Here is a 19,330-nt window from a genome sequence, read left to right as displayed (position 1 = left end):
CCATATGAGATATTAGAGCTACCTTTTTTTGGATAACTCATCAACTAGGTTCCCAGCATTTGGAGATTATGCAGAGTAGAATAAAGCCCTCCTGAATTTAACAGTTCCTCATGGCTACCTTGTTCCACTAATTCACCACGTTTTAACACAAAAATTCTATCTACGTTGCGAATTGTAGACAGGCGGTGGGCAATAATGATGGCAGTTCGCCCAATTAATAATTCGTTTAATGCTTCCTGCACTAAGGCTTCTGTACCAACATCGAGACTTGCAGTGGCTTCATCTAGAACCAAAATTTGAGGATTGCGAATAGCTGCACGAGCAAAAGCTAACAGTTGCTTTTGTCCACTAGAAAGATTTGTACCCCGTTCTCGCAATTTAGTATCGTAACCTAAGGGTAGTTCTTCGATAAATTCGGCAATATTTGTTTGTTGTGCGGCTGCTTGAATTTCCTCAAAAGTATAGTAATCACCTAAAGTAATGTTGCTTTTGACATTACCAGCAAATAAAAAACCCTCTTGTAAAATTACCGCCATATAACGGCGTAATTCTGCTTGAGGTAACTCGCGGATATCAATTCCATCGACTAAGATACGTCCTTGGGTGGGTTCGTAGAGACGACATAAAAGACGGATGATAGAACTTTTACCTGCGCCAGTAGGCCCTACTAATGCAACTTTTTCGCCAGGACGAATAATAAAGTCTAAGTCTTTGATGACGTAATCATCGTCTTTATAGGCAAACCAAACGTGTTCAAAACGTATTTCTCCCATGTTTGGAGTGTCGCTGATATTTTGAGATTCCAAATCAGCCACAATTTCATCAATGTAACCAAATTTAGCATCAAAAACGGAAAAACGAGAGTTGGAGCGATCGCTTATTTCTATCGGTTCATCTAAAATGTCGCTAACCCGTTCAATGGCCGTAAATCCAGATTGAATCACGGTGAATTTTTCCGCAAAATCTCGTAAAGGGTCGAATAAGCGTTGGGCGTATAAAATAAAGGTCGATAAAGTCCCAAAATCAACTTGATTGTCTGAAAGTAACCATCCACCCACCCACAATACACCAGCGATCGCAATTAAGCCAATCCATTCCAGAGTTGCGGAAACAGCCGAATCAAAAAAGATAGTTTGATCTACCTGTTTGGTATAGCGTTGGTTAGTAGTCCGAAATAACTCAGCATTAAACTTTTCCCGGCGGAATAACTGGACTACGTTAATCCCCAAAACATTCTCTTGTAGCTGGGAATTCAATAAAGAGAGTTCTTCCCTCGCTTTGTAATTAGCTTTGCGGTACTCTTGTTGGAAGTAAATAATTAACCAAGTAACTGGTAACAACATCACCAGGAGCAAAGAAGCAAGTTGCCACTGGATAGAAAACATTAAACCAGTAATGACCACCATCAAAACTACGTCAGAGACGATGCCAATAGCACCAGTGGAAAATACGTCTCCCAATACTTCTACATCACTGGTGAGTCGGGTAATTAGTTTACCAACGGGTGTACGGTCGAAGAAACGGACTGCCAGAGAAGTTACATGATGAAATAAGTCTTGGCGAATAGCGGCTGTAATTTTTTGCCCTAACTTCTGTAACAAATAGCCTTGGTAACCCGTCAACGCTAAACGAACAACAATTGTAAAGAGTAAGACTCCCTCAATTATATGTAGCCCTTGGGACAAGGGGCGATTTCTCAAAAACTCGTATGCGCTAGATTCCTTACGAATTAAGGATACAGCTTGTCCAATTAACAAGGGTTGTACGGCATTAGCCAAAGCAAGTGGTAATAGCAGTACCATTGCCAGAATTAGGAGTTTAGTATTACGCCGGGCGTAAGGAACCAAACGGGAAAACAGCCGCCAGTCATTGTTACGCCAACGGTTTCGTTTGTAAGATTTTTGGGAAAGTTGGTAGATGCTCATAGTAGGAGCATTATATTAATTTTTAATAGACTGTGTGTAAATTGTTTGATTAGAAAAACACCTGTCTGAAGGTAAAGTGCGCTTTCGTTGTGATGCAATGCCTGAGATAGAAACCGTAAGATTAAGACTCAGATGCTTTACTCTAGGTGACTCTCGAAAATAGTAGCGATCGCTCTTCCAGAAAACATAGCATCAAGACGAGTAATTGAGAAAATAGCCATGAAGTATCAAAAGCTAGCTTACTACGCCATCTCTCAATCACAATGGCAAGCAGATAATAGTTTGTATTTGATAGAACCTTAGTATCTTACAGGTACGTTAGTTACATTACTGCGAAACTGTACCATAGCTTCACTAGCACCAAAATATACCGCAATCTCAGATAAGAGCATTTTTCTTTGTGTTGCCCATAGTAAACCACGTTTGGGAATTTGCAGGCATCCTCCTAAATAAGTGGCTTCATCTTCGTTAATTTGTTGACGTTTTGGTAGCCCTGTTAATGGATCGAAACCAACCCGCTTATGATTTAACAATACATGAGCTATTTCGTGCATCACATTTGATTCGTATCTTGTATCTGCGTGAAGGGGATTATAAACAATTATTAGGGGGCGATCGCATACAATTGCTCCTGACCACTCATCACTGGCAAGTAATCTTTGTACTTGCTCTGCTGGTAAATTGGGAAACTGATCAGGTGTCAAGACTGTTGCCCCTAATTTAGCGGCTAGGGTGTTTGCTGGCAATCGCTCAAAAGCTTTCAATTGAATTAAGCTGCGTTGTTCAGTAGTGATTACCTCACAGCGTTGTCTAAAGTCTGTCGACAGTTTTTCAATTAATGACATAGTTATGGGTCTTGCTTCAATTCGTCATCTTGTTGCGAAAGGTCTCGATAGGCTGCTTTGACTAAGGACGCTAAAGCATTGGCGATCGCTGGATCAAGTTTTTTGTCGGCTCGTAATTGAATTGCGATCGCTTCAGGCGTATCTGGTTGATCCTCCTCCGTAGTTCTAAATAACTCCGCAGGTGGTACTTGTAGCCAGTTACAAAGCGCTAAAAATGTTTCCATGTCCGGCATTCTACCGCTCTCTACCCTTGATAGAGTAGATGGACTTACATTCCCAATTTCTACCGAAGTTTCTCGCAACCCTCTACTACCTCGCTTTTTGCGAACTAGGCTCGCCAAGCGTTCTATATCTAGATAACTTCCCATTCTCCTATCCTTGCGTCACGTAAAAATCAATCGTTTCTTAGTTGACACACCATAAATAATCCTGTATGGTATGTGCAACAAATGTATCATGAATGAAAAAAGCGTGGTGCTGAGTAAATCCTCTCAAAGAAGGATGATCGCTTATGGAAATTAGCGAATTTAACAGTCTTGTTATTGGTTTAGCAGAGTTTGTCCGCCGAGATGGCAAGTATCCATATCCAGAACTACTACGTCATGGTCTGAATAAACTAGCACTAGAGTTAACTGCTGTACCATATCCGCGTACTCTGAATGGTCTTTTAGTTCTACTGGAAAAACCTGTGAAAACTTGGTATCCAAGGCGCTTCATACCAAAAGAATTTGACTCAGATTTTGGCTTACTTTACGAAGGAGGACTTAGTGAAGAAGCAAATCGATACTTTTATGAAGAACTGCTTGAGCGGACAAAATTATCAGAGTCCGCAACTGCTACAACTCAGCAGATTGCTATAGAAAATCTCCAATTTCAAAGAATTTTGGCACGTTTACAAGAGTTATATAACAACGATAGTAATCCTGAAAGTGTGCAAAGGGAATATGTTTTACTGCGTCGATTTCTGATTGAGAATCGATACACAACTAAGGCACATATCCGCAAAGTATTTTTGAAAACAAAATATATTCACATCCAAGAAGTTGGAGAACTCTATGATGAGTGTGAAATAGAAGAGCCTTCCTGGAATTGCGATCGCTGCGGCCCTTTGTTTAAAAAGTATGGCAAGCTACGTGGTATTAAACCTAGTGTTTGCAACGACCATCGGCAAAGTCTGCCTTATGTGAAAAAGATTACATGGCAACATGGGTTGTGTCGCTTGAAGTTTGGGATTCACTTGCGTATCTGTTTACCAGGAATACCGGAAATACGGTTATTTGAGATTTTGGCAGAACTACAAAGTAAATTCCCACAACAGCTTTGCGCCATTCATCTTTACCCTGGCATTGATCGCTATGACTTACAACTGTGCTTCTGTGACCAAACAACCTGGGCTGTAGATATTAAGGATTATCAAAGTCCCTACAAGTTAGCACCGAAGTTAACACCTCTATTCAGCGAGGGAGATTTACGTTATCACGAAAGTTTTTATGTCATTCCTATCGAACGTTTGCAACAAACACAGAATTATCTAGAAATTCTTCGGGAGCAGGCGGCAAAACTGCCAAGCAGTATTCATCTTTTGAGTGATGCTGTTTTTGAGAAACGAGTGATTAATAAAATTGAAAGCTTGCTGGAGGGGAATAGCCAATGAGCCAGAAGACCTTATTTGAGCTACCAAGAGAGTTTATAGACCGCCTCGAACAGTTGAAGGATGAAGGCTTGGAGCGTATTCAGGCTGAATTGCTACTTCAGGTAGAGCTTTGCTTTGTGCTGATGGAGCGTTTGGGACTCGATGATGAGCCAGTTACTGCACCTTGGGCGGTTTTGAGTGGGATGCCCTTAAGACATCCGCGTTTACAAAACTTAGATGAGATGGCAAGAAAAGCGATCGCCAACGCTCGTCAAATTGCTCCATTTTCTGCCCGCTTCGCTTGGTTAGCTGCCTTGCGTTCTTATCTGAAGATTCCTTTAGATTGGCGTAACTACGGAGATTTCACACCGCAAAATTGGGATATCTATATTATTCATGCTGCTAAAAACCTCAGACATCCAGCAAATCAAGATGTATATGAACGGTGTTTAATAGCCAATTTGAATTTCCGGCTTCGTAAAGTTCAGCAAGTAGAGCTTGACGTTGCTTATCAATTCGAGGCGAAGACAGGAGAACAGACAGTTATAGTCCCAATCAAATTTACCCAGCAACAGGTACGTAATGCACAGATACAGCACTTACCCTGGTTTGCCACATCTCGTTCTCGCAGTTCTTTTTCCCTCCGCATTTCAGATTTAGAGCAAGATGCAGCCTGGATTGATGAACGAGAGGAAGCGTTAACCCGACAATATGGGTGGGATGAAACCGCCAAAGGACATTGGGTAAATCGCTTCCGCAAAATTAATTTCCACAGAGTACAGGAAAATGCCACACTGCTTCAGCAAGAGGAGCGGATTCTAGAGTTAGATGGCTTCACAAACATTGCTGGTATGGTTGCCTCTGGAAAGACCACCTTTTCGCAATTGCTGACTGTAAATATTGTGCGACATCATGGCGATCGCCGCATCACCTTAGTCGTTAGTGATGTGCAATCAGCGATTAAATTAGCTAACCAAATCAATTGGTGGTTCTGTGACGACCCAGAGAATGATGAGCCGATAGCAGTACCAATCTTGGGGCGCAGTAAACGGGATGCACACCTGCGGAGTTTCTCTACGTCGAAGGATTATCTTGAACATCAGCAACGTGGACAGCCTCACTGGGGTGAACGTTGGTTAGGCACAGCTTGTCCTCTACAGGGTCAGATTAATAAGCGTTCCTTTCAGGAATTTTTAAATAACAAACCCCTCAAACCAGGAACAGAACCTTGTTACTCTCTGCAAAAAATGCCTGCAAGCGATGTCTACGACGGGCTACGCCTACGCGCCAGACGAAGTAAAAGCAGAGGTTCATTTTATTTGTGTCCATTCTTTGCCAAATGTCCATCCCAACAGGTTTATCATGATATGCCAAATGCCCGTGTTTGGATTACAACTCCAGGCGCAATGGCAATGGCAGGATTACCACGCCATCTAGAGTTGCGTCCTATGAAAATAGGTGAACTCGTCTACGAACAATCAGATTTTGTTGTTTTTGATGAAGTAGAGACGGTTATTAAGTGGTTTGATGACACCTACGCTGAGGAGGTGGTGCTTACTGATGGTGGTAAAAACGGGGTTTTTGATGATATTGGCGTGAAAACAGAACAATTTTCCACAACTAACCGTGTGATGCCCCCGTTAACTCAGAGATGGACTGGTGCAGAACGTGATGCCCAAAAAGCAATTACAGCCACACTAACGCTACTTGATAAACATTTTGGACATCAGATTCTACGAGATTGGATTAAACGCGGTTACTTTACACCCAACACTCTGCTGTTTAAATTTGCCCGTCGTCTGGCGGGATTAGAAGAATTTGAATCTCCAGAAACCCCAGAAGCCCATTCGCAAGCCAATGCTCGACTGATAAAGCCAATTGTGCGTTATTTTGATGCACTACTCAACGAGGAAGATCCTTTACGGATGGATTCTCCTGAAAACCCAAGTCAAAATCCAGTGTATCGTCTGGCAGCGCTTATGCAGGAAATTAACAGCACTGGTGAAAGCGCATTAGATGACAAAATATACATAGCTTGCAGAGCTTGGATTCTGGAATTTTTTCCGAATACACAAAGGCGTTTAGAACGGTTGCGAACAGAATTAGAGAATCGTCAGCACAGTTCGCCACAATCAAGCAATGAGAATGAGGTAGATACTATAGAAACTTTGGCTTATCGCCTACAATTCGCGCTGACGATCGCTCTTTTGGATAGACACACGCGCATTGTCTTCTATGAGTGGCAAAATCGGCCCCAATCAATTACCGATGATTCACCCCATCAGCGTATGCCGACGGCGATGTTGAATATTTTGCCGCTACCCCTTACAGGACGACAATTCGGCACATATTACTCTAAAGACAATGAGAGCGATAAAAAATCCAAGAATCGTAGTAATAATGCCCTAACATTGTTTGCTTATACAAATATTGGACGTTGCTATATTCTTAACTTTCATCATTTACTAACAGACTTTAATGGACAACGCGGGCCTAATGTGCTGGCACTTTCTGGAACATCATATTTACCACATTCTACTAGCTTTCACGTTGGTAATCCGCAGGGTATTTTAATGCCGGAACAAGAGGCAATAAAAGCGATCGCTCAAAGTTACTTCAAGTTTCTGCCTCAATTCGACCAAAAGAACCAACCCCTGCGTATTTCCGGTAGCGCTGAACGAAAAAAAATGGGCTTATTTCAAGAAATAGCGCGATCGCTTATTGGTAGTAACGGTACAGGTCATCTAGGTCAAGAACTTAAGGAATTGAGACATCTTGGTGATGATGCAAATTACCACTGGCGCGATCGCGATCGTATTTTATTATTAGTCAACTCCTATGATCAAGCCCGTTGGGTAGCCAAGGAAATTGGTAATTGCTGGTCAAGTATGCAGGACTCTGTTTATCATTTAGTCCCTGATAATACAGATACATACACAGAGAATGACTTTGATGAAATAGACCGACTTCTACAACCAACTGACAAAGGTGCGCTCAATCGTGCAGATATTGAAACTTTCGGGCAAACCAACGGCAGAATTTTAGTTGCGCCGATGAGTGCGATGGGGCGTGGCTTCAATATTTTGAATGGCAATGGTAAAGCCGCATTTGGTAGCGTTTACTTTCTAACTCGTCCCTATCCCCATCCCCATGATACACAAGCGATCGCCCAAGAAATGAATCGACGCGCTTTAGACTGGGTGGATAAAGATGCCTTTACAGCCTGGTTACAGGGAGATGGAGTCGTTCAACGTGCAGAAAAAGTGCGGCAACTAGCAGCGCGTTATTGGCGATCGGTTGAACAGCGCTCATACTATAAAACTCTACGTGATGATAAGGAATTACTTGCTTATCCAAGATTTGATTTGGCTGCAACTACTGCTGGGTTAGTCATTCAAGCCGTTGGTCGTCTGTTGCGTGGCGGTGTGCCATTTCGTGCTTATTTCGTTGATGCTGCTTGGGCCCCTAAGAGTGCTGCCAGAATAGCTAATCCTGAACTGAATGAAAATGATACTGAACAAACAAGCCTACTCGTCGCCATGATATTACGAATTTGCGACTATGCCAGCGAGGAAAACAGCGTGGGCAATGCACTTTATCAGCCTCTTGCTGAGGCGATGGAAACAATTAATGACCTATATTTTTAGCTTTTTGCGTGCAGGAGTTGACAATGCCTAAAAAATCTGATTCAAATTCCCTTTTACTGGCGCGAATGACGCTTCGGGAAGATGCTTTAAAAAATTTGCAAATTGCGATACTTCAGTTTCCATTTGCCGAAATTATTGCGGAATTTCGTAACAGCATGGAAGAGGTTTTATCCCCAAATCGCAAAAAAAAGGTTCATGTACCTTACAGACAGTTGAATAATGGTTTAGTTGCCTGTGCATCAACTTTAACTCATGGTTTTGAGTATTTTGATAGAGGTGATTATCGAGCTTTAGCTGTAGGCACAAATGAAAATCCCCTTCGAGTTCCCACACCAGAACAAATACATGAGTTAGTGAGTATTTGGGCGCAGGAATGGACAAAGCAATTTTCTGGTAAGGGAAAAACAGATCAGGTCGCTAGTGTTTGCGATCGCTTCCTAGAAAAAATAGACATATTTCCCTCTAATTGGTTTTGGCAATCAATACCAACAGAAACCCTGATCCAAAATATTAACGCCGAAAAAGGACTTGGATTTCAAGCTATACCCAGCCTACTTGCAACTATATTGCATGGAAAAGCCTGTGTTATTCGCTCTGGACAAAGAGAGCAAGAAATTCGCTGGAGAAAAGCACAAGGCGATGGTTCAGGAAGAACGGGACTATTCCTAGTTAGTCAACCATTTGTTGCCTTTTACCTAGATGAGAACGGCAAGGAAAGGACAGGATATTTTGTCTATCGCTTAGATTTTCGCTTACAAACTCAAGCAGGAAGGTTTAATGAAATTAGTCAGATCAAACCTTGGATTTTCTTACATTTAAGTTGCCAGAGATATAGGAATCCTATTTGATTTGTGAACAAGACCAAGAGATAATACGGAGAGGGATAAAAGTCTAATAGTAAACAATGAAAAGTCAGCATTTACAAGCTACTACACTTGCGGGGGAAGTATCGCAGCAATATTTAAAAGAGGAAACTGCACTGAATGCGATTGCTGAATTACAAGATTTTATAGATATGTGTCCAGATGCGCGTGAAGTAAGGAAAGCATTGGCAGTCAAGCTAGTTTATCAAGGTTACTTGTATGATGAAATCCAAAAAATTTTAGACGTATCGCGAGGGTCAATCACAGGCTGGAAGCAAGCCTATGAAGAAACTGGAATTGACGGACTGCGACTAAACTACAAAGGGAGAAAGAGCTATCTGAATGCTAAACAACTCCAAGAGGTGTTGAGCTGGCTACAAACAAAAGATTGTTGGGAGCTTGGGGAACTAGAGTATCAACTAGCTTTTGAGTATGACGTAGTTTATGAGTCAAAGCAAAGCTACTACGACTTGTTCTCCGAAGCAGGAATCAGTTGGAAGAAAACCACAAAGGTAAATCCGAAAGCCGATGAGAATGCTGTTGCAGAAAAAAAAAAGAGATTGAAACATTGCTGGCAAATAACCGAGAAGAAATCGAAACAGGAAAGTTAAGAGTATTGTTAATTGATGAGTGTCATTTAATGTGGGGAGATTTAAGTGGTTATGTATGGGGAAAAAGTGACCAAGAAATCGCAGTCCCAGTTGTCAACGAGCGAGATAAGCAGACATACTATGGGGCAGTTGACTATCTCCTTGGAGAATTAGTTCTCAAAGCTTATGATGCTGGAAACTCAAAAAATACTATCAACTACCTAGAATACTTACTAGCTAACTCTCCCGACCAGCGATTACTAATTTTTTGGGATGGGGCTAGCTACCACCGTTCCAAGGAAATTAGAGGTTTCTTGGACTCTGTTAATCAAAGCTTACCAACCGAGCAATGGAAAATACACTGTGTCCGTTTTGCCCCTAATTGCCCAGTACAAAATCCGATAGAGGATATTTGGTTACAAGCCAAAACATGGGTTAGACGTTTTTGTGCTTTAATTCCTTCATTTTCACATTTAAAGTGGATATTTGAGTGGTTTATTAGACACACTACCTTTGATTTTGACACTCTACAGATGTACGGAACTTATTCAAAAATCAAATAGGATTCCTATATGCTCATGAACCATTAATAGAAACTAATTATGGACGTGATATCTCTGTGTTGATGGGTATGAATGAAGAGCGCTTATCTGGGTATGATATAGATTCTACTTTAATCAGACTCACTATTGACAATAATGGGAGAGAGGAGAGTAAGCAGTGGGAATTTCAATTACCAAATTTGCTATCTGCTTTTAAGGCGCGATCGCTTCAATCTAGTAGTGATATTCTACTTAATCCAATAAAATACAACAATTTACAAAATAGACCTGATTGGAAAAAAGATGAATATTATATAGTTCACGCTGAAGGATACAAGTATAAACATGAAAGCTCTAAAAGAAAACACAGCATTAAACCTGGATTTAGTTTACAGGAGCGCGGAGATATAGTAAATCAAGTATTGCAATTATTAGATAATGTACTTATTCCAGATGAGCCAATACAAACTGACATTCCTACTCCATCTGGACAAAATACGCCCTTGGCAATGCGTGATTACAAATTTATCTCCCAGCCTAAAACCATAACAAAACAGCAAAAAGAAAAGCTGAGTCAAGACAAAATTCAAGAACTTGTAGCTAAACATCATCAGGAAAGAAAAATAATCATTGCTAATGCTATCCAACGAGTATTAACGGGAAAATTTATGTATATTTTTCTGTTATGGCGCGAACGAGATACCCATGATATTGTCTATCAAAGTTTACGTGATGTCTTTTTATTAAATGAAGACGAAGACTTTCCTGATTATATTAAACTATTATCTGTGTGGATTGATAATGATAAACTTTTAAAGCCACTAGATACAAATGGATTAGCTCCTAAAGATGGTCAAGAGTTTGATAAACAAATTAGTAAAGAGTATCAGCATAAACGCGAAGAATGGCGCAAGTCTTTGTAAGTCAAACTTAAACCTTTGATTGACTGTTCCATCCAACCTTACTGCTTGGCAATTGTGGAAGTTGGACAAACCAAAAAGAAAGGATTATATCCACAGCAAAATATCTATGGAGCCGTTAGGGAAGCTTGTGTGTTAGAAGAACTTAGTTCCCAAATGGTGCAAACGGTTTCACCAAAATCTACTAACCAAGAAGATAATAATAAAAATGTTACACCCTCTTATAGTAAGAAAACTGAAGGGCGTATATTAAACGCTGTATTGGATTTGACACTACGTCAGACTGGCACGCTATATGGTTTACCTTCAGAAGTTTATGAACAGGCGGGGATAGAGAAGGAAATTGCACAAAACCTAGATGTGATTGCCTTGTGCCGTCGTAAAGTCAATCAAGCTAGGGAAAATATCCACTATGTTCTTGCTGTCCGTCTACGGGCAACGGGTGAGGTTGATGTATTATTTCCTAATACAAAGGATTGGATTCCTTACCCACGAGCAGGAATTGAACTTGGGAAAATTTTCTCACAGGTAAAACGCGATCGCCATCTTTTCAAAACAGTCCAATTAAAAGGGATAGAACTAGCTAAATTTGCGGCTGATGTATTCACGCAAATCAGCGATCGCCCCACACTGGTTTTAATCGAGGCTGAGGGATGGCGCAACGAGCGTGGTGAGGATAATGAAGGTCAAGCTTGGTTTCAATTGAAAAATGAATATCTTTTTGCAAAGCGTGATGTGTTAGATTTCCAACACGTTCCGGGTCATGGTTGTGTGTATCCCCGTGACCATAAAGCACTCAAAAACTTACTTGGAATCATCCGCTTACGCTCTGGCGATGAGACAGCCCAATATATCACTAATAGAGAAACCTGGGATGAAAACTCTTCAGCAAGGGATCTCATCAATTTAAGTGGTTTTTACGATATATCTATACCTGAGTTACTTCATTATTTCTCAATTGGTAAATTACCAACAACACAAAAAGCACAAGATACACTAACAACAAGGGAACTCTATATGCTTGATTCTCAAAATGACGAATACGGTGTAAATATTGCATTCAAGCATCAACAAATCTTAGAAATGGTTCCATTTTTCGTCCATCCAAATTTCCAAAAAACAGCAGAAAGTCTCAAAATACTTTGTCGAGTACCGCATTATCTACGAATTTCACCAGCATGGTCTATGGGTAATATTATCTCACCATATCCCTTGCATTTGGGTAAACAACTTATAAAAGATCATTTATGTGTTTTAGGCATAGAAATTTGATTTAATATTTCACGTCATCACTTCGTGCAGAGCCAACAACAACTCATTGACTGTGTAGGGCTTGGCTAAGAATGAGTTAGCACCAGTATTGACTATTTCGGTTAACTTAGTTTTCGATATGAGTCCACTGGTAGCTATAATTTTGACTTGGGGGTTAATTTTCTTCAAAGTGCGAATAGTGGTTAAGCCATCGAGTACTGGTAGCATGATATCCATTAATACAGCACTAATTTTATCGGCATTTTTGGCATAAAGAGCGATCGCCTCCACCCCATCACTAGCAACTAAAGTCTCATATTGATGACCTTCTAAAGATGTTTTGGTAATATCTTGGATTGAGACTTCATCATCAACAATCAAGATTAATTCTCCATGACCAGCCGGCGGTAATAGATGATCTATATGGGGTGCTTCCGTACCACCCACAGATGGTAAGTAAACTCTAAAGGTAGTACCCCGCCCTTCTTCACTATAGACATTGACGAAACCACCGTGACTTTTGACAATCCCTAAAACCGTGGAAAGACCTAAACCAGTACCTTGTCCTACAGCTTTGGTGGTAAAAAATGGCTCAAATATCCTATCTAAGTTTTCTGGAGAAATGCCCACTCCTGTATCCGACACCGTAATCATGATGTATGGGCCTTGTTTAGCTTCCAAGTTCATCCGGGCGTAGTTTTCATCAATCAATAGATTTTCCGCAGAGATTGTCAACGTACCACCATCAGGCATAGCATCGCGGGCATTGACGCAAAGATTCATCAGCACTTGATGAAGTTGGGTACTATCCCCAGAAACCATCCACAAGTCATTTGGTATATCTGTGTAAACTTCGATGGATTTGGGAAATGTTTCCTTCAAAATTTTCACAACTTCCACAATTAAATGTTTGAGTTGTAAAGTGATGCGCTTTCCTTCCACACCTCTGGCGAAGGACAGCACTTGCTTCACTAAATCAGCACCACGTTTAGCATTGATTTCTAAAATCTCTAGTAAATGCTGAGTACGTTCATCTGCGTCAGGAAATTTGAGTGGTAGTAATTGCGCTCCTGCTAAAATTGGTGTCAAGATATTGTTGAGGTCGTGAGCAATGCCACTAGCTAGAGTTCCGATACTTTCTAGGCGTTGAGTCCGAAATAATTGCGCTTCTAAATGTTTTTTCTGGGTAATATCTGTATCTACAGAGAGAATGGATTTTGGTTTTCCTTGCTCGTCATAGACTAAACTCCAACGACTAGCCACAACAATTTCCTTACCAGTTTTGGTAACTTTGTTTAATTCTCCTTGCCAATTACCTTGAGAGATAACGTTTAATAAAGCAGTTTCCACTTCTAGAGAAGGTTCACGAAATAAAAGATCACTAGCATTTTTACCTATCACCTCATGGGCTTGCCAACCGTAGAGATTTTCTGCACCTTTGTTCCAAAACAAAATTTTATTTTCTAAATCGCGCACACATATACCATCTGTGGTGATGTCTAATAAGGCTGCTTGTTCACGAATTTTAGCTTCTGCTAGTTTACGTTCACTAATGTCAATACAAGCACAAGTAATGCCAACAATGTCTTGTGACTCATTCCGCAATGGCTCGACAGTTAAATCATAGTATTTTGTCCCTAGAGGAGTACCGATAGACACCACCTGACGAGTCCCTATACCTGTAGTGAGGACATGATATTTGATGGCAGTGAGACATTGGGCATCCTGCTCAGACATAATTTCCGAGTCTTGTTTACCCAACATTTCTTCAACTGTCCACCCAGCAATTGGGTTATAAATCCAGGTATAACGTAAGTCTCTGTCTTGATTAAAAACGAAAATAGGAGAGTTTTTCAGCGCCACCCGAAACCGTTCCTCGCTGTGACGCAGAGCTTCTTCTACTCGTTGACGTTCTATGGCATAACGAATGGAACGTACTAATAAGTCTCCTGTGACTTGTCCTTTAACTAAATAATCTTGCGCTCCCTTCTGCATGGCTTTGAGTGCTAAATTCTCATCATCTATTCCCGTTAGCACGATGATGGGAAGAACGTTGGTCTCACGGTTAGCTCTGACAAAGGTATCTATACCCTGACTGTCGGGTAAAGACAAGTCTAATAACATGACATCAAAGCGTGGAACCGAACCATCAGAAGTATCACTAGCAAGAATTTTCAGTGCTTCCGATAATCGCTCTACTGGATATAACTCTAAATTGGCTGTATTTACCTCTTTGATTAACTCTTGAATTAAAAAAGCGTCACCAGGATTATCTTCTACCAATAAGACTTTGATAATTTCATCTGCCATTGCTTCACTCCGGTGGCAGCTTGACGATCGCAAACCAAAAGTTTTCTATGGACTGTACAATTCTAACGAACTGGTCAAAGTCAACAGGCTTAGTTATGTAACAATTGGCTGCTAGGTTATAAGCTTTGAGAATGTCTTCCTCGGCCTGGGAAGTCGTCAGCACCACTACTGGGATGCGTTTGAGATAACTATCAGTTTTAATCTCTGCCAATACTTCCCGCCCATCTTTTCTAGGCAGATTGAAATCCAGCAGCACTATATCTGGATGAGGTACATTGGCGTATTTATCTTGTTTTCGCAGAAATGCCATTGCTTCCACGCCATCCTCAACCACACTCAGATGAACGGAAATTTTGCTATCTTCTAAAGCAATACGGGTGAGTTCTACATCTCCTGGGTTATCTTCTACCAACAAAACCTCAATTGGCATAATCGCTGTTGTCATATTCACGATTGTTTCCCTGCTTGTTCTGGAATTGTGAAGTAGAATGTCGAGCCTTGACCCGGTTCCGACTCCACCCAGATATGACCACCGTGGCGCTCTATTATTTTCTTACAAATTGCCAAACCAATGCCTGTACCCGGATATTTACTTCTACCATGCAGACGTTGAAAAATGATAAAAATACGGTCTGCATATTGGGGTTCTATACCGATGCCATTATCACGGACTGAGAATAGCCAGGTTGTATGGGGACTGGGGACTGGGGATTGGGGATTGGGGACTGGGGGGGGATTGGGTCTTTCTCCCCCTGCCCCCGAAGTTCGCCCGGAGGGAAACCCTCCTTGCGACTTCTCTTCCTGCCCCCTGCCCCCTGCCTCTACTACTCCAACATGAATTTCTGGTGCTGCTTCTCGGCGAAATTTGATGGCGTTGGCGATGAGGTTTTGAAAAATCTGGGTTAGTTGGGTAGGGTCTGCCATGACTGTGGGTAAGGGGTCATGGGTAACAACTGCACCAGATTCTTCGATCGCTATTTTGAGATTGGCGATCGCTCGTTGTAAAATAACGCCACAGTCAACGGCGACAAATGGTTGTCCACGGGTGGTAACGCGTGAATAATTCAACAGGTCGTTGATTAAGGTCTGCATCCGCCTAGCACCATCAACGGCGTAGGTGATGAACTGTTCAGCGTTACTGTCTAGTTGATTTTTATACCTCCTTTCCAATAACTGTAAATAACTAGTCACCATCCGCAAGGGTTCTTGTAAATCATGGGAGGCTACATAGGCGAAATTTTCCAGTTCAGTATTAGAACGAGCGAGTTCTTGACTTTGCCTAGTTTGTAGTTCCAATAATTGTCCTTGGGATAAAGCAATTCCCATTTGGTTGGCTAGTTGTTGCAATAATTCCAACTCAAAGTTATTCCAATGGCGAGGATTTGTACACTGATGGGCAATCAGCAAACCCCAAATGCCATCCCGATTGAGAATAGGGACTACGAGGTTAGCTTTTACGCCAAATCCTTGCAAAAATTCTCGATGACATTCTTGAATATCTGCTTTAGTAACATCTACTATGGCACTGACTCGCCCTTGGCGATATTTATCAACGTAATCTTTTTGAAAACAAGGGTCAAGGATATTTTGTCCCAGTACCACAGGCCAGCCAGGTAACACTGATTCTTGTACTACTGTTCCCGAACCATCGGCCCAGAGTCGGAAAATCAATACTCGGTCTGCTTGCAAAAGTTTCTGCACTTCTTGAACTGATGTATGCAGAATCTCTTCAATATCAAGGGTTTCCCGAATTTTGACGGTGATTTCCGCGAATAATTGCGATCGCAAATTCTGTTTTTTTAATTCCTCTTCTGTTTGTTTGCGTTCCGTAATATCTGTATGGGAACCTACCATCCGTAACGCATTACCCGCCTCATCCCAAAGCGCCTGACCTCGGTCTAAAATCCATTTATAACTGCCATCTTTGCACAGTACACGATGTTCGGTAACGTAATGGGAAGTTTTTTTCGCCAAATGGTCTTGAACCGCTTGCATTACCCAATCTATATCATCAGGATGCACCCGCTTTGACCATTCATCAATGTGGTTAGTAATTTCGTCGTCTTCATACCCCAACATTTGTTTCCAGCGTGAGGAGAAGAAGACTTCATCAGTTTTGATGTTCCAATCCCAAATACCATCATTGTTACCAATTAAAGCTAACTGCCAACGTTCCTCACTCTCGCGCAGGGCGGCGGCTGTATATCGACGTTCGCTAATATCTTGGAAATAAACAGATAAGCCGTCTTTACTTGGGTAAGCATGAATGGCAAACCATTTGTGCAGTGGCGGGTAAAACTCCTCAAACTTGACACTGATTTGTTTGGCGATCGCGCGTCTAGTTTCACGATAAAATGTTGAATCTACGTGATCTGAAAATACTTCCCAGATACTTTTACCTAATAGCTCATCTGGTGTTTTCTCTAACAACTTGGAAGCTTGACCATTGACGTAGGTAAATCGCCATTCGTAATCTATGGCAAAAAACGCGTCAGTAATACTTTCCAGTATATTGGCAATCTGCTCTCTAGCTGTTTCCGACTCCGCACGCGCCGTTTGTTCATGCTTAATCAACAGTTCGCTAATCTGAGATACATGGGCGACATTGCGCCTCAGTTCTAGCTGACTAATGACTAGGCGACTTAAGGCAACCAGTGCATCAATTTGTGGCTGATTAAGTTGTTTTGGTATCCTGTCAATGACGCAGAGGGTTCCCAAAAAATGACCCTCTTGTGTCAACAGTGGTACACCTGCGTAAAATCTCACATGAGGGTAGGATTTAACGACTGGGTTATCAATGAAGCGATCGTCTGCTAAAGTATCCGGTATAACAACAACATCTTGCTTTTCCTGGCAAAGATAGGATAAACCCACATTCCGGGGCATTTCTGGTACGTCTATACCCAGTTTGGCTTTAAACCATTGACGATTTTCATCAATAAAATTGACTAAAGCTATGGGTGTGCCGCAAATAAACGCAGCTAACTGAGCCAGATTGTCATAAACTTCCTCCGGTTCAGTATCTAGAATTTGATATTGGCGTAAAGCTGCAAGTCTCGCCTGTTCATTCTGCAAAGAGGATTTCATTAAATTTTGGAGAAAAAATCCAGATATAAATTTTTGTTAAAAAAAGATACGAAATTATCTGAAAGTTTTATTTCAGAAATACAAAGTCGAACTATCTTATAGTTTAGACAAAGTTTTTAAAAAAAATTAACTTAAAAATAATTGTTAAACATTTCTATTTACAAGAAGATGCTTTCGTAAAGAAGTTTTTGTTGAAAGTATATAATCAGTTGCACCTTCTATCAGTGACAACTGACTACTAACACCTGACAAAACTAATTTAAACTTTAGTCAAAGCACCCTCTCGTAATTGCTCAACTAATTGATGTAAATTCCCTGTATTCAAGCGATAACTAAGGGGATGAGCAATTAACCGTGCCGTACTTTCATATAAAGTTGTAATTTCCACCAAACCATTTTCTTTTAAAGTCCGGCCTGTAGAAACTATATCGACAATTGCCTCAGACATTCCTGTGATTGGCCCTAATTCCACGGAACCGTAAAGCGGGACAATTTCCACAGGTAAATCTAAACCTTGGAAGAACTCGCGCGCCGAATTGACATATTTAGAAGCAACACGACTGTGAGCAGGTAAATCTAGCGGTGATTTGTAGGGACTAGATGCTTTTACCGCCACCGACATCCGACAATAGCCAAACTGTAAATCAACTAAATGAGCAACTTGTGGTTGTTTCTCACGGAGGACATCGTAACCAATAATACCAATTTGAGCTTGTCCATACTCCACATAAACAGGCACATCTTGACCTCTAACTAACAACCCTTTCGCCGTTCCACTAGCATCAGTGATTTGCAACTGACGATTCCCTGAGTCTAAAAAAGCACTAAAATCCAACCCTACAGATTGCAGTAGGCGGATGCTATTTTTGAGTAGTTCCCCTTTCGGCAACGCAACAGTTAACATTCGTTTTCTTGGTATCCTTGGCTAGAGACACTTTATCGTGTCCTTGTCTTAGCAGTTCATTAATATTGAGAATATCTCTAATGCTTACCTCAAGCAGCATGAGAATTTTATTGGTTGATGATGAAGTAGAACTCACTGTCCCCTTGAGCCGTGTGTTAACTCGTGAAGGTTACACCGTAGAAGCAGCTTATGAGGGGAAAAGTGGTAGTGAAATGGCGACAGTAGGCAATTATGACCTACTGATTTTAGACTGGATGCTACCAGGGAAAACGGGCTTAGAGATATGCCAAGAACTACGCCGCCAAGGAAAAATTACACCAGTTCTTTTCCTCACCGCCAAAGATACCCTAGATGACCGTGTACAAGGTTTAGATGCTGGTGCTGATGACTATTTAGTCAAACCCTTTGAACTGCGAGAGTTGTTGGCCAGAGTCCGTGCTTTATTACGGCGTTCTAGTTCCCAAACCTATGAAGCTACACCAGGAAGATTAACTGTAGCCGACCTAGAACTTGACTGTGAAAATCAAGTCGCCTACCGTCAAGGACGAGTCATTGAACTATCGCAGAAAGAAAGCCAATTGCTGCAATACTTTATGGAACACACGGGACAACTATTAACTCACGCCCAAATTCTGCAACATCTGTGGGAAGATAACGAGCCACCAAATAGTAATGTTATCGCCGCATTAATCAGATTGCTACGCCGTAAAATCGAGGTAGGCAAAGAACTTCCCTTAATCCACACAGTCTACGGTAAAGGCTATCGCTTCGGTACAAATTTAGTTGAATAAAAAAAGACCCTAGTTTTTATAC

The 19,330-nt window shown here is 41.3% G+C and carries 14 protein-coding genes; 7 read left to right on the top strand and 7 right to left on the bottom strand.

Features of this window, described 5'->3' with window-relative positions:
- Positions 1 to 44 precede the first annotated feature (44 nt).
- The 3 genes from ACN222_RS09820 to ACN222_RS09810 all read right to left on the bottom strand — a co-directional run bounded on the left by ACN222_RS09820 (position 45) and on the right by ACN222_RS09810 (position 3,138).
- Positions 45 to 1,925, bottom strand: coding sequence for an ABC transporter ATP-binding protein (locus ACN222_RS09820; RefSeq protein ID WP_010996140.1), 1,881 nt, complete (start codon positions 1,923 to 1,925; stop codon positions 45 to 47).
- Between the two features lie 299 nt (positions 1,926 to 2,224).
- Entirely contained in the window at positions 2,225 to 2,770 is a 546-nt protein-coding gene (locus ACN222_RS09815) for an ImmA/IrrE family metallo-endopeptidase (RefSeq protein WP_010996139.1), read from the bottom strand.
- 2 nt (positions 2,771 to 2,772) lie between these two features.
- Positions 2,773 to 3,138, bottom strand: coding sequence for a helix-turn-helix domain-containing protein (locus ACN222_RS09810; RefSeq protein WP_010996138.1), 366 nt, complete (start codon positions 3,136 to 3,138; stop codon positions 2,773 to 2,775).
- Positions 3,139 to 3,281: 143 nt separating this feature from the next.
- Here ACN222_RS09810 and ACN222_RS09805 point away from each other — a divergent pair, with 143 nt between their 5' ends.
- The 6 genes from ACN222_RS09805 to ACN222_RS09780 all read left to right on the top strand — a co-directional run bounded on the left by ACN222_RS09805 (position 3,282) and on the right by ACN222_RS09780 (position 12,237).
- The gene (locus ACN222_RS09805; protein ID WP_010996137.1) at positions 3,282 to 4,424 is read left to right on the top strand and encodes a hypothetical protein; all 1,143 of its coding nucleotides are present in this window, start codon (positions 3,282 to 3,284) and stop codon (positions 4,422 to 4,424) included.
- Entirely contained in the window at positions 4,421 to 8,050 is a 3,630-nt protein-coding gene (locus ACN222_RS09800; RefSeq protein ID WP_096637132.1) for a hypothetical protein, read from the top strand. The genes ACN222_RS09805 and ACN222_RS09800 overlap by 4 nt, the downstream gene beginning before the upstream one ends.
- A gap of 23 nt (positions 8,051 to 8,073) precedes the next feature.
- Positions 8,074 to 8,898 (top strand): pPIWI_RE module domain-containing protein, encoded by an 825-nt coding sequence (locus tag ACN222_RS09795; protein WP_126987690.1) that lies wholly within the window; start codon positions 8,074 to 8,076, stop codon positions 8,896 to 8,898.
- 56 nt (positions 8,899 to 8,954) lie between these two features.
- Positions 8,955 to 10,066 (top strand): IS630-like element IS895 family transposase gene (locus ACN222_RS09790; RefSeq protein ID WP_096637129.1). Its coding sequence is split into 2 segments (ribosomal slippage): positions 8,955 to 9,459 and positions 9,459 to 10,066, totalling 1,113 coding nucleotides; the frame shifts between segments, so codons are not numbered across the junction.
- A 68-nt stretch (positions 10,067 to 10,134) separates the two neighbouring features.
- Positions 10,135 to 10,968 carry a hypothetical protein gene (locus ACN222_RS09785; RefSeq protein WP_126987799.1) on the top strand — a complete coding sequence of 278 codons (834 nt, stop codon included), beginning with the start codon at positions 10,135 to 10,137 and terminating at the stop codon, positions 10,966 to 10,968.
- Between the two features lie 15 nt (positions 10,969 to 10,983).
- The gene (locus tag ACN222_RS09780; protein WP_126987796.1) at positions 10,984 to 12,237 is read left to right on the top strand and encodes an RNaseH domain-containing protein; all 1,254 of its coding nucleotides are present in this window, start codon (positions 10,984 to 10,986) and stop codon (positions 12,235 to 12,237) included.
- Between the two features lie 9 nt (positions 12,238 to 12,246).
- Here ACN222_RS09780 and ACN222_RS09775 read toward each other — a convergent pair whose 3' ends face one another.
- The 4 genes from ACN222_RS09775 to hisG all read right to left on the bottom strand — a co-directional run bounded on the left by ACN222_RS09775 (position 12,247) and on the right by hisG (position 18,517).
- Positions 12,247 to 14,526 carry a response regulator gene (locus ACN222_RS09775; RefSeq protein WP_010996132.1) on the bottom strand — a complete coding sequence of 760 codons (2,280 nt, stop codon included), beginning with the start codon at positions 14,524 to 14,526 and terminating at the stop codon, positions 12,247 to 12,249.
- Between the two features lie 4 nt (positions 14,527 to 14,530).
- Positions 14,531 to 14,971, bottom strand: a complete 441-nt coding sequence (locus ACN222_RS09770) for a response regulator (protein ID WP_011321022.1) — start codon at positions 14,969 to 14,971, stop codon at positions 14,531 to 14,533.
- Positions 14,972 to 14,973: 2 nt separating this feature from the next.
- On the bottom strand, positions 14,974 to 17,613 hold the full coding sequence (locus ACN222_RS09765) for a GAF domain-containing protein (RefSeq protein WP_010996130.1): 2,640 nt from the start codon (positions 17,611 to 17,613) through the stop codon (positions 14,974 to 14,976).
- A 259-nt stretch (positions 17,614 to 17,872) separates the two neighbouring features.
- Entirely contained in the window at positions 17,873 to 18,517 is a 645-nt protein-coding gene (gene hisG, locus ACN222_RS09760) for an ATP phosphoribosyltransferase (RefSeq protein WP_010996129.1), read from the bottom strand.
- Between the two features lie 98 nt (positions 18,518 to 18,615).
- Here hisG and rppA point away from each other — a divergent pair, with 98 nt between their 5' ends.
- Positions 18,616 to 19,308, top strand: a complete 693-nt coding sequence (gene rppA / locus ACN222_RS09755) for a two-component system response regulator RppA (RefSeq protein WP_044521154.1) — start codon at positions 18,616 to 18,618, stop codon at positions 19,306 to 19,308.
- Positions 19,309 to 19,330 lie beyond the last annotated feature (22 nt).

The sequence above is a fragment of the Anabaena sp. FACHB-595 genome (assembly GCF_048568275.1).
Classification (GTDB): Bacteria; Cyanobacteriota; Cyanobacteriia; order Cyanobacteriales; family Nostocaceae; genus Trichormus.
This window is presented reverse-complemented; position numbering and strand designations above follow the sequence as displayed.

What these genes read in the sequence shown, in the direction of transcription:
- ACN222_RS09775 (WP_010996132.1), bottom strand. Translation starts at nt 14,526, where the DNA reads ATGGCAGATGAAATTATCAAAGTCTTATTGGTAGAAGATAATCCTGGT.
- ACN222_RS09765 (WP_010996130.1), bottom strand. Translation starts at nt 17,613, where the DNA reads ATGAAATCCTCTTTGCAGAATGAACAGGCGAGACTTGCAGCTTTACGC.
- ACN222_RS09800 (WP_096637132.1), top strand. Translation starts at nt 4,421, where the DNA reads ATGAGCCAGAAGACCTTATTTGAGCTACCAAGAGAGTTTATAGACCGC.
- hisG (WP_010996129.1), bottom strand. Translation starts at nt 18,517, where the DNA reads ATGTTAACTGTTGCGTTGCCGAAAGGGGAACTACTCAAAAATAGCATC.
- rppA (WP_044521154.1), top strand. Translation starts at nt 18,616, where the DNA reads ATGAGAATTTTATTGGTTGATGATGAAGTAGAACTCACTGTCCCCTTG.
- ACN222_RS09815 (WP_010996139.1), bottom strand. Translation starts at nt 2,770, where the DNA reads ATGTCATTAATTGAAAAACTGTCGACAGACTTTAGACAACGCTGTGAG.
- ACN222_RS09810 (WP_010996138.1), bottom strand. Translation starts at nt 3,138, where the DNA reads ATGGGAAGTTATCTAGATATAGAACGCTTGGCGAGCCTAGTTCGCAAA.
- ACN222_RS09770 (WP_011321022.1), bottom strand. Translation starts at nt 14,971, where the DNA reads ATGACAACAGCGATTATGCCAATTGAGGTTTTGTTGGTAGAAGATAAC.
- ACN222_RS09820 (WP_010996140.1), bottom strand. Translation starts at nt 1,925, where the DNA reads ATGAGCATCTACCAACTTTCCCAAAAATCTTACAAACGAAACCGTTGG.
- ACN222_RS09805 (WP_010996137.1), top strand. Translation starts at nt 3,282, where the DNA reads ATGGAAATTAGCGAATTTAACAGTCTTGTTATTGGTTTAGCAGAGTTT.
- ACN222_RS09795 (WP_126987690.1), top strand. Translation starts at nt 8,074, where the DNA reads ATGCCTAAAAAATCTGATTCAAATTCCCTTTTACTGGCGCGAATGACG.
- ACN222_RS09785 (WP_126987799.1), top strand. Translation starts at nt 10,135, where the DNA reads ATGAATGAAGAGCGCTTATCTGGGTATGATATAGATTCTACTTTAATC.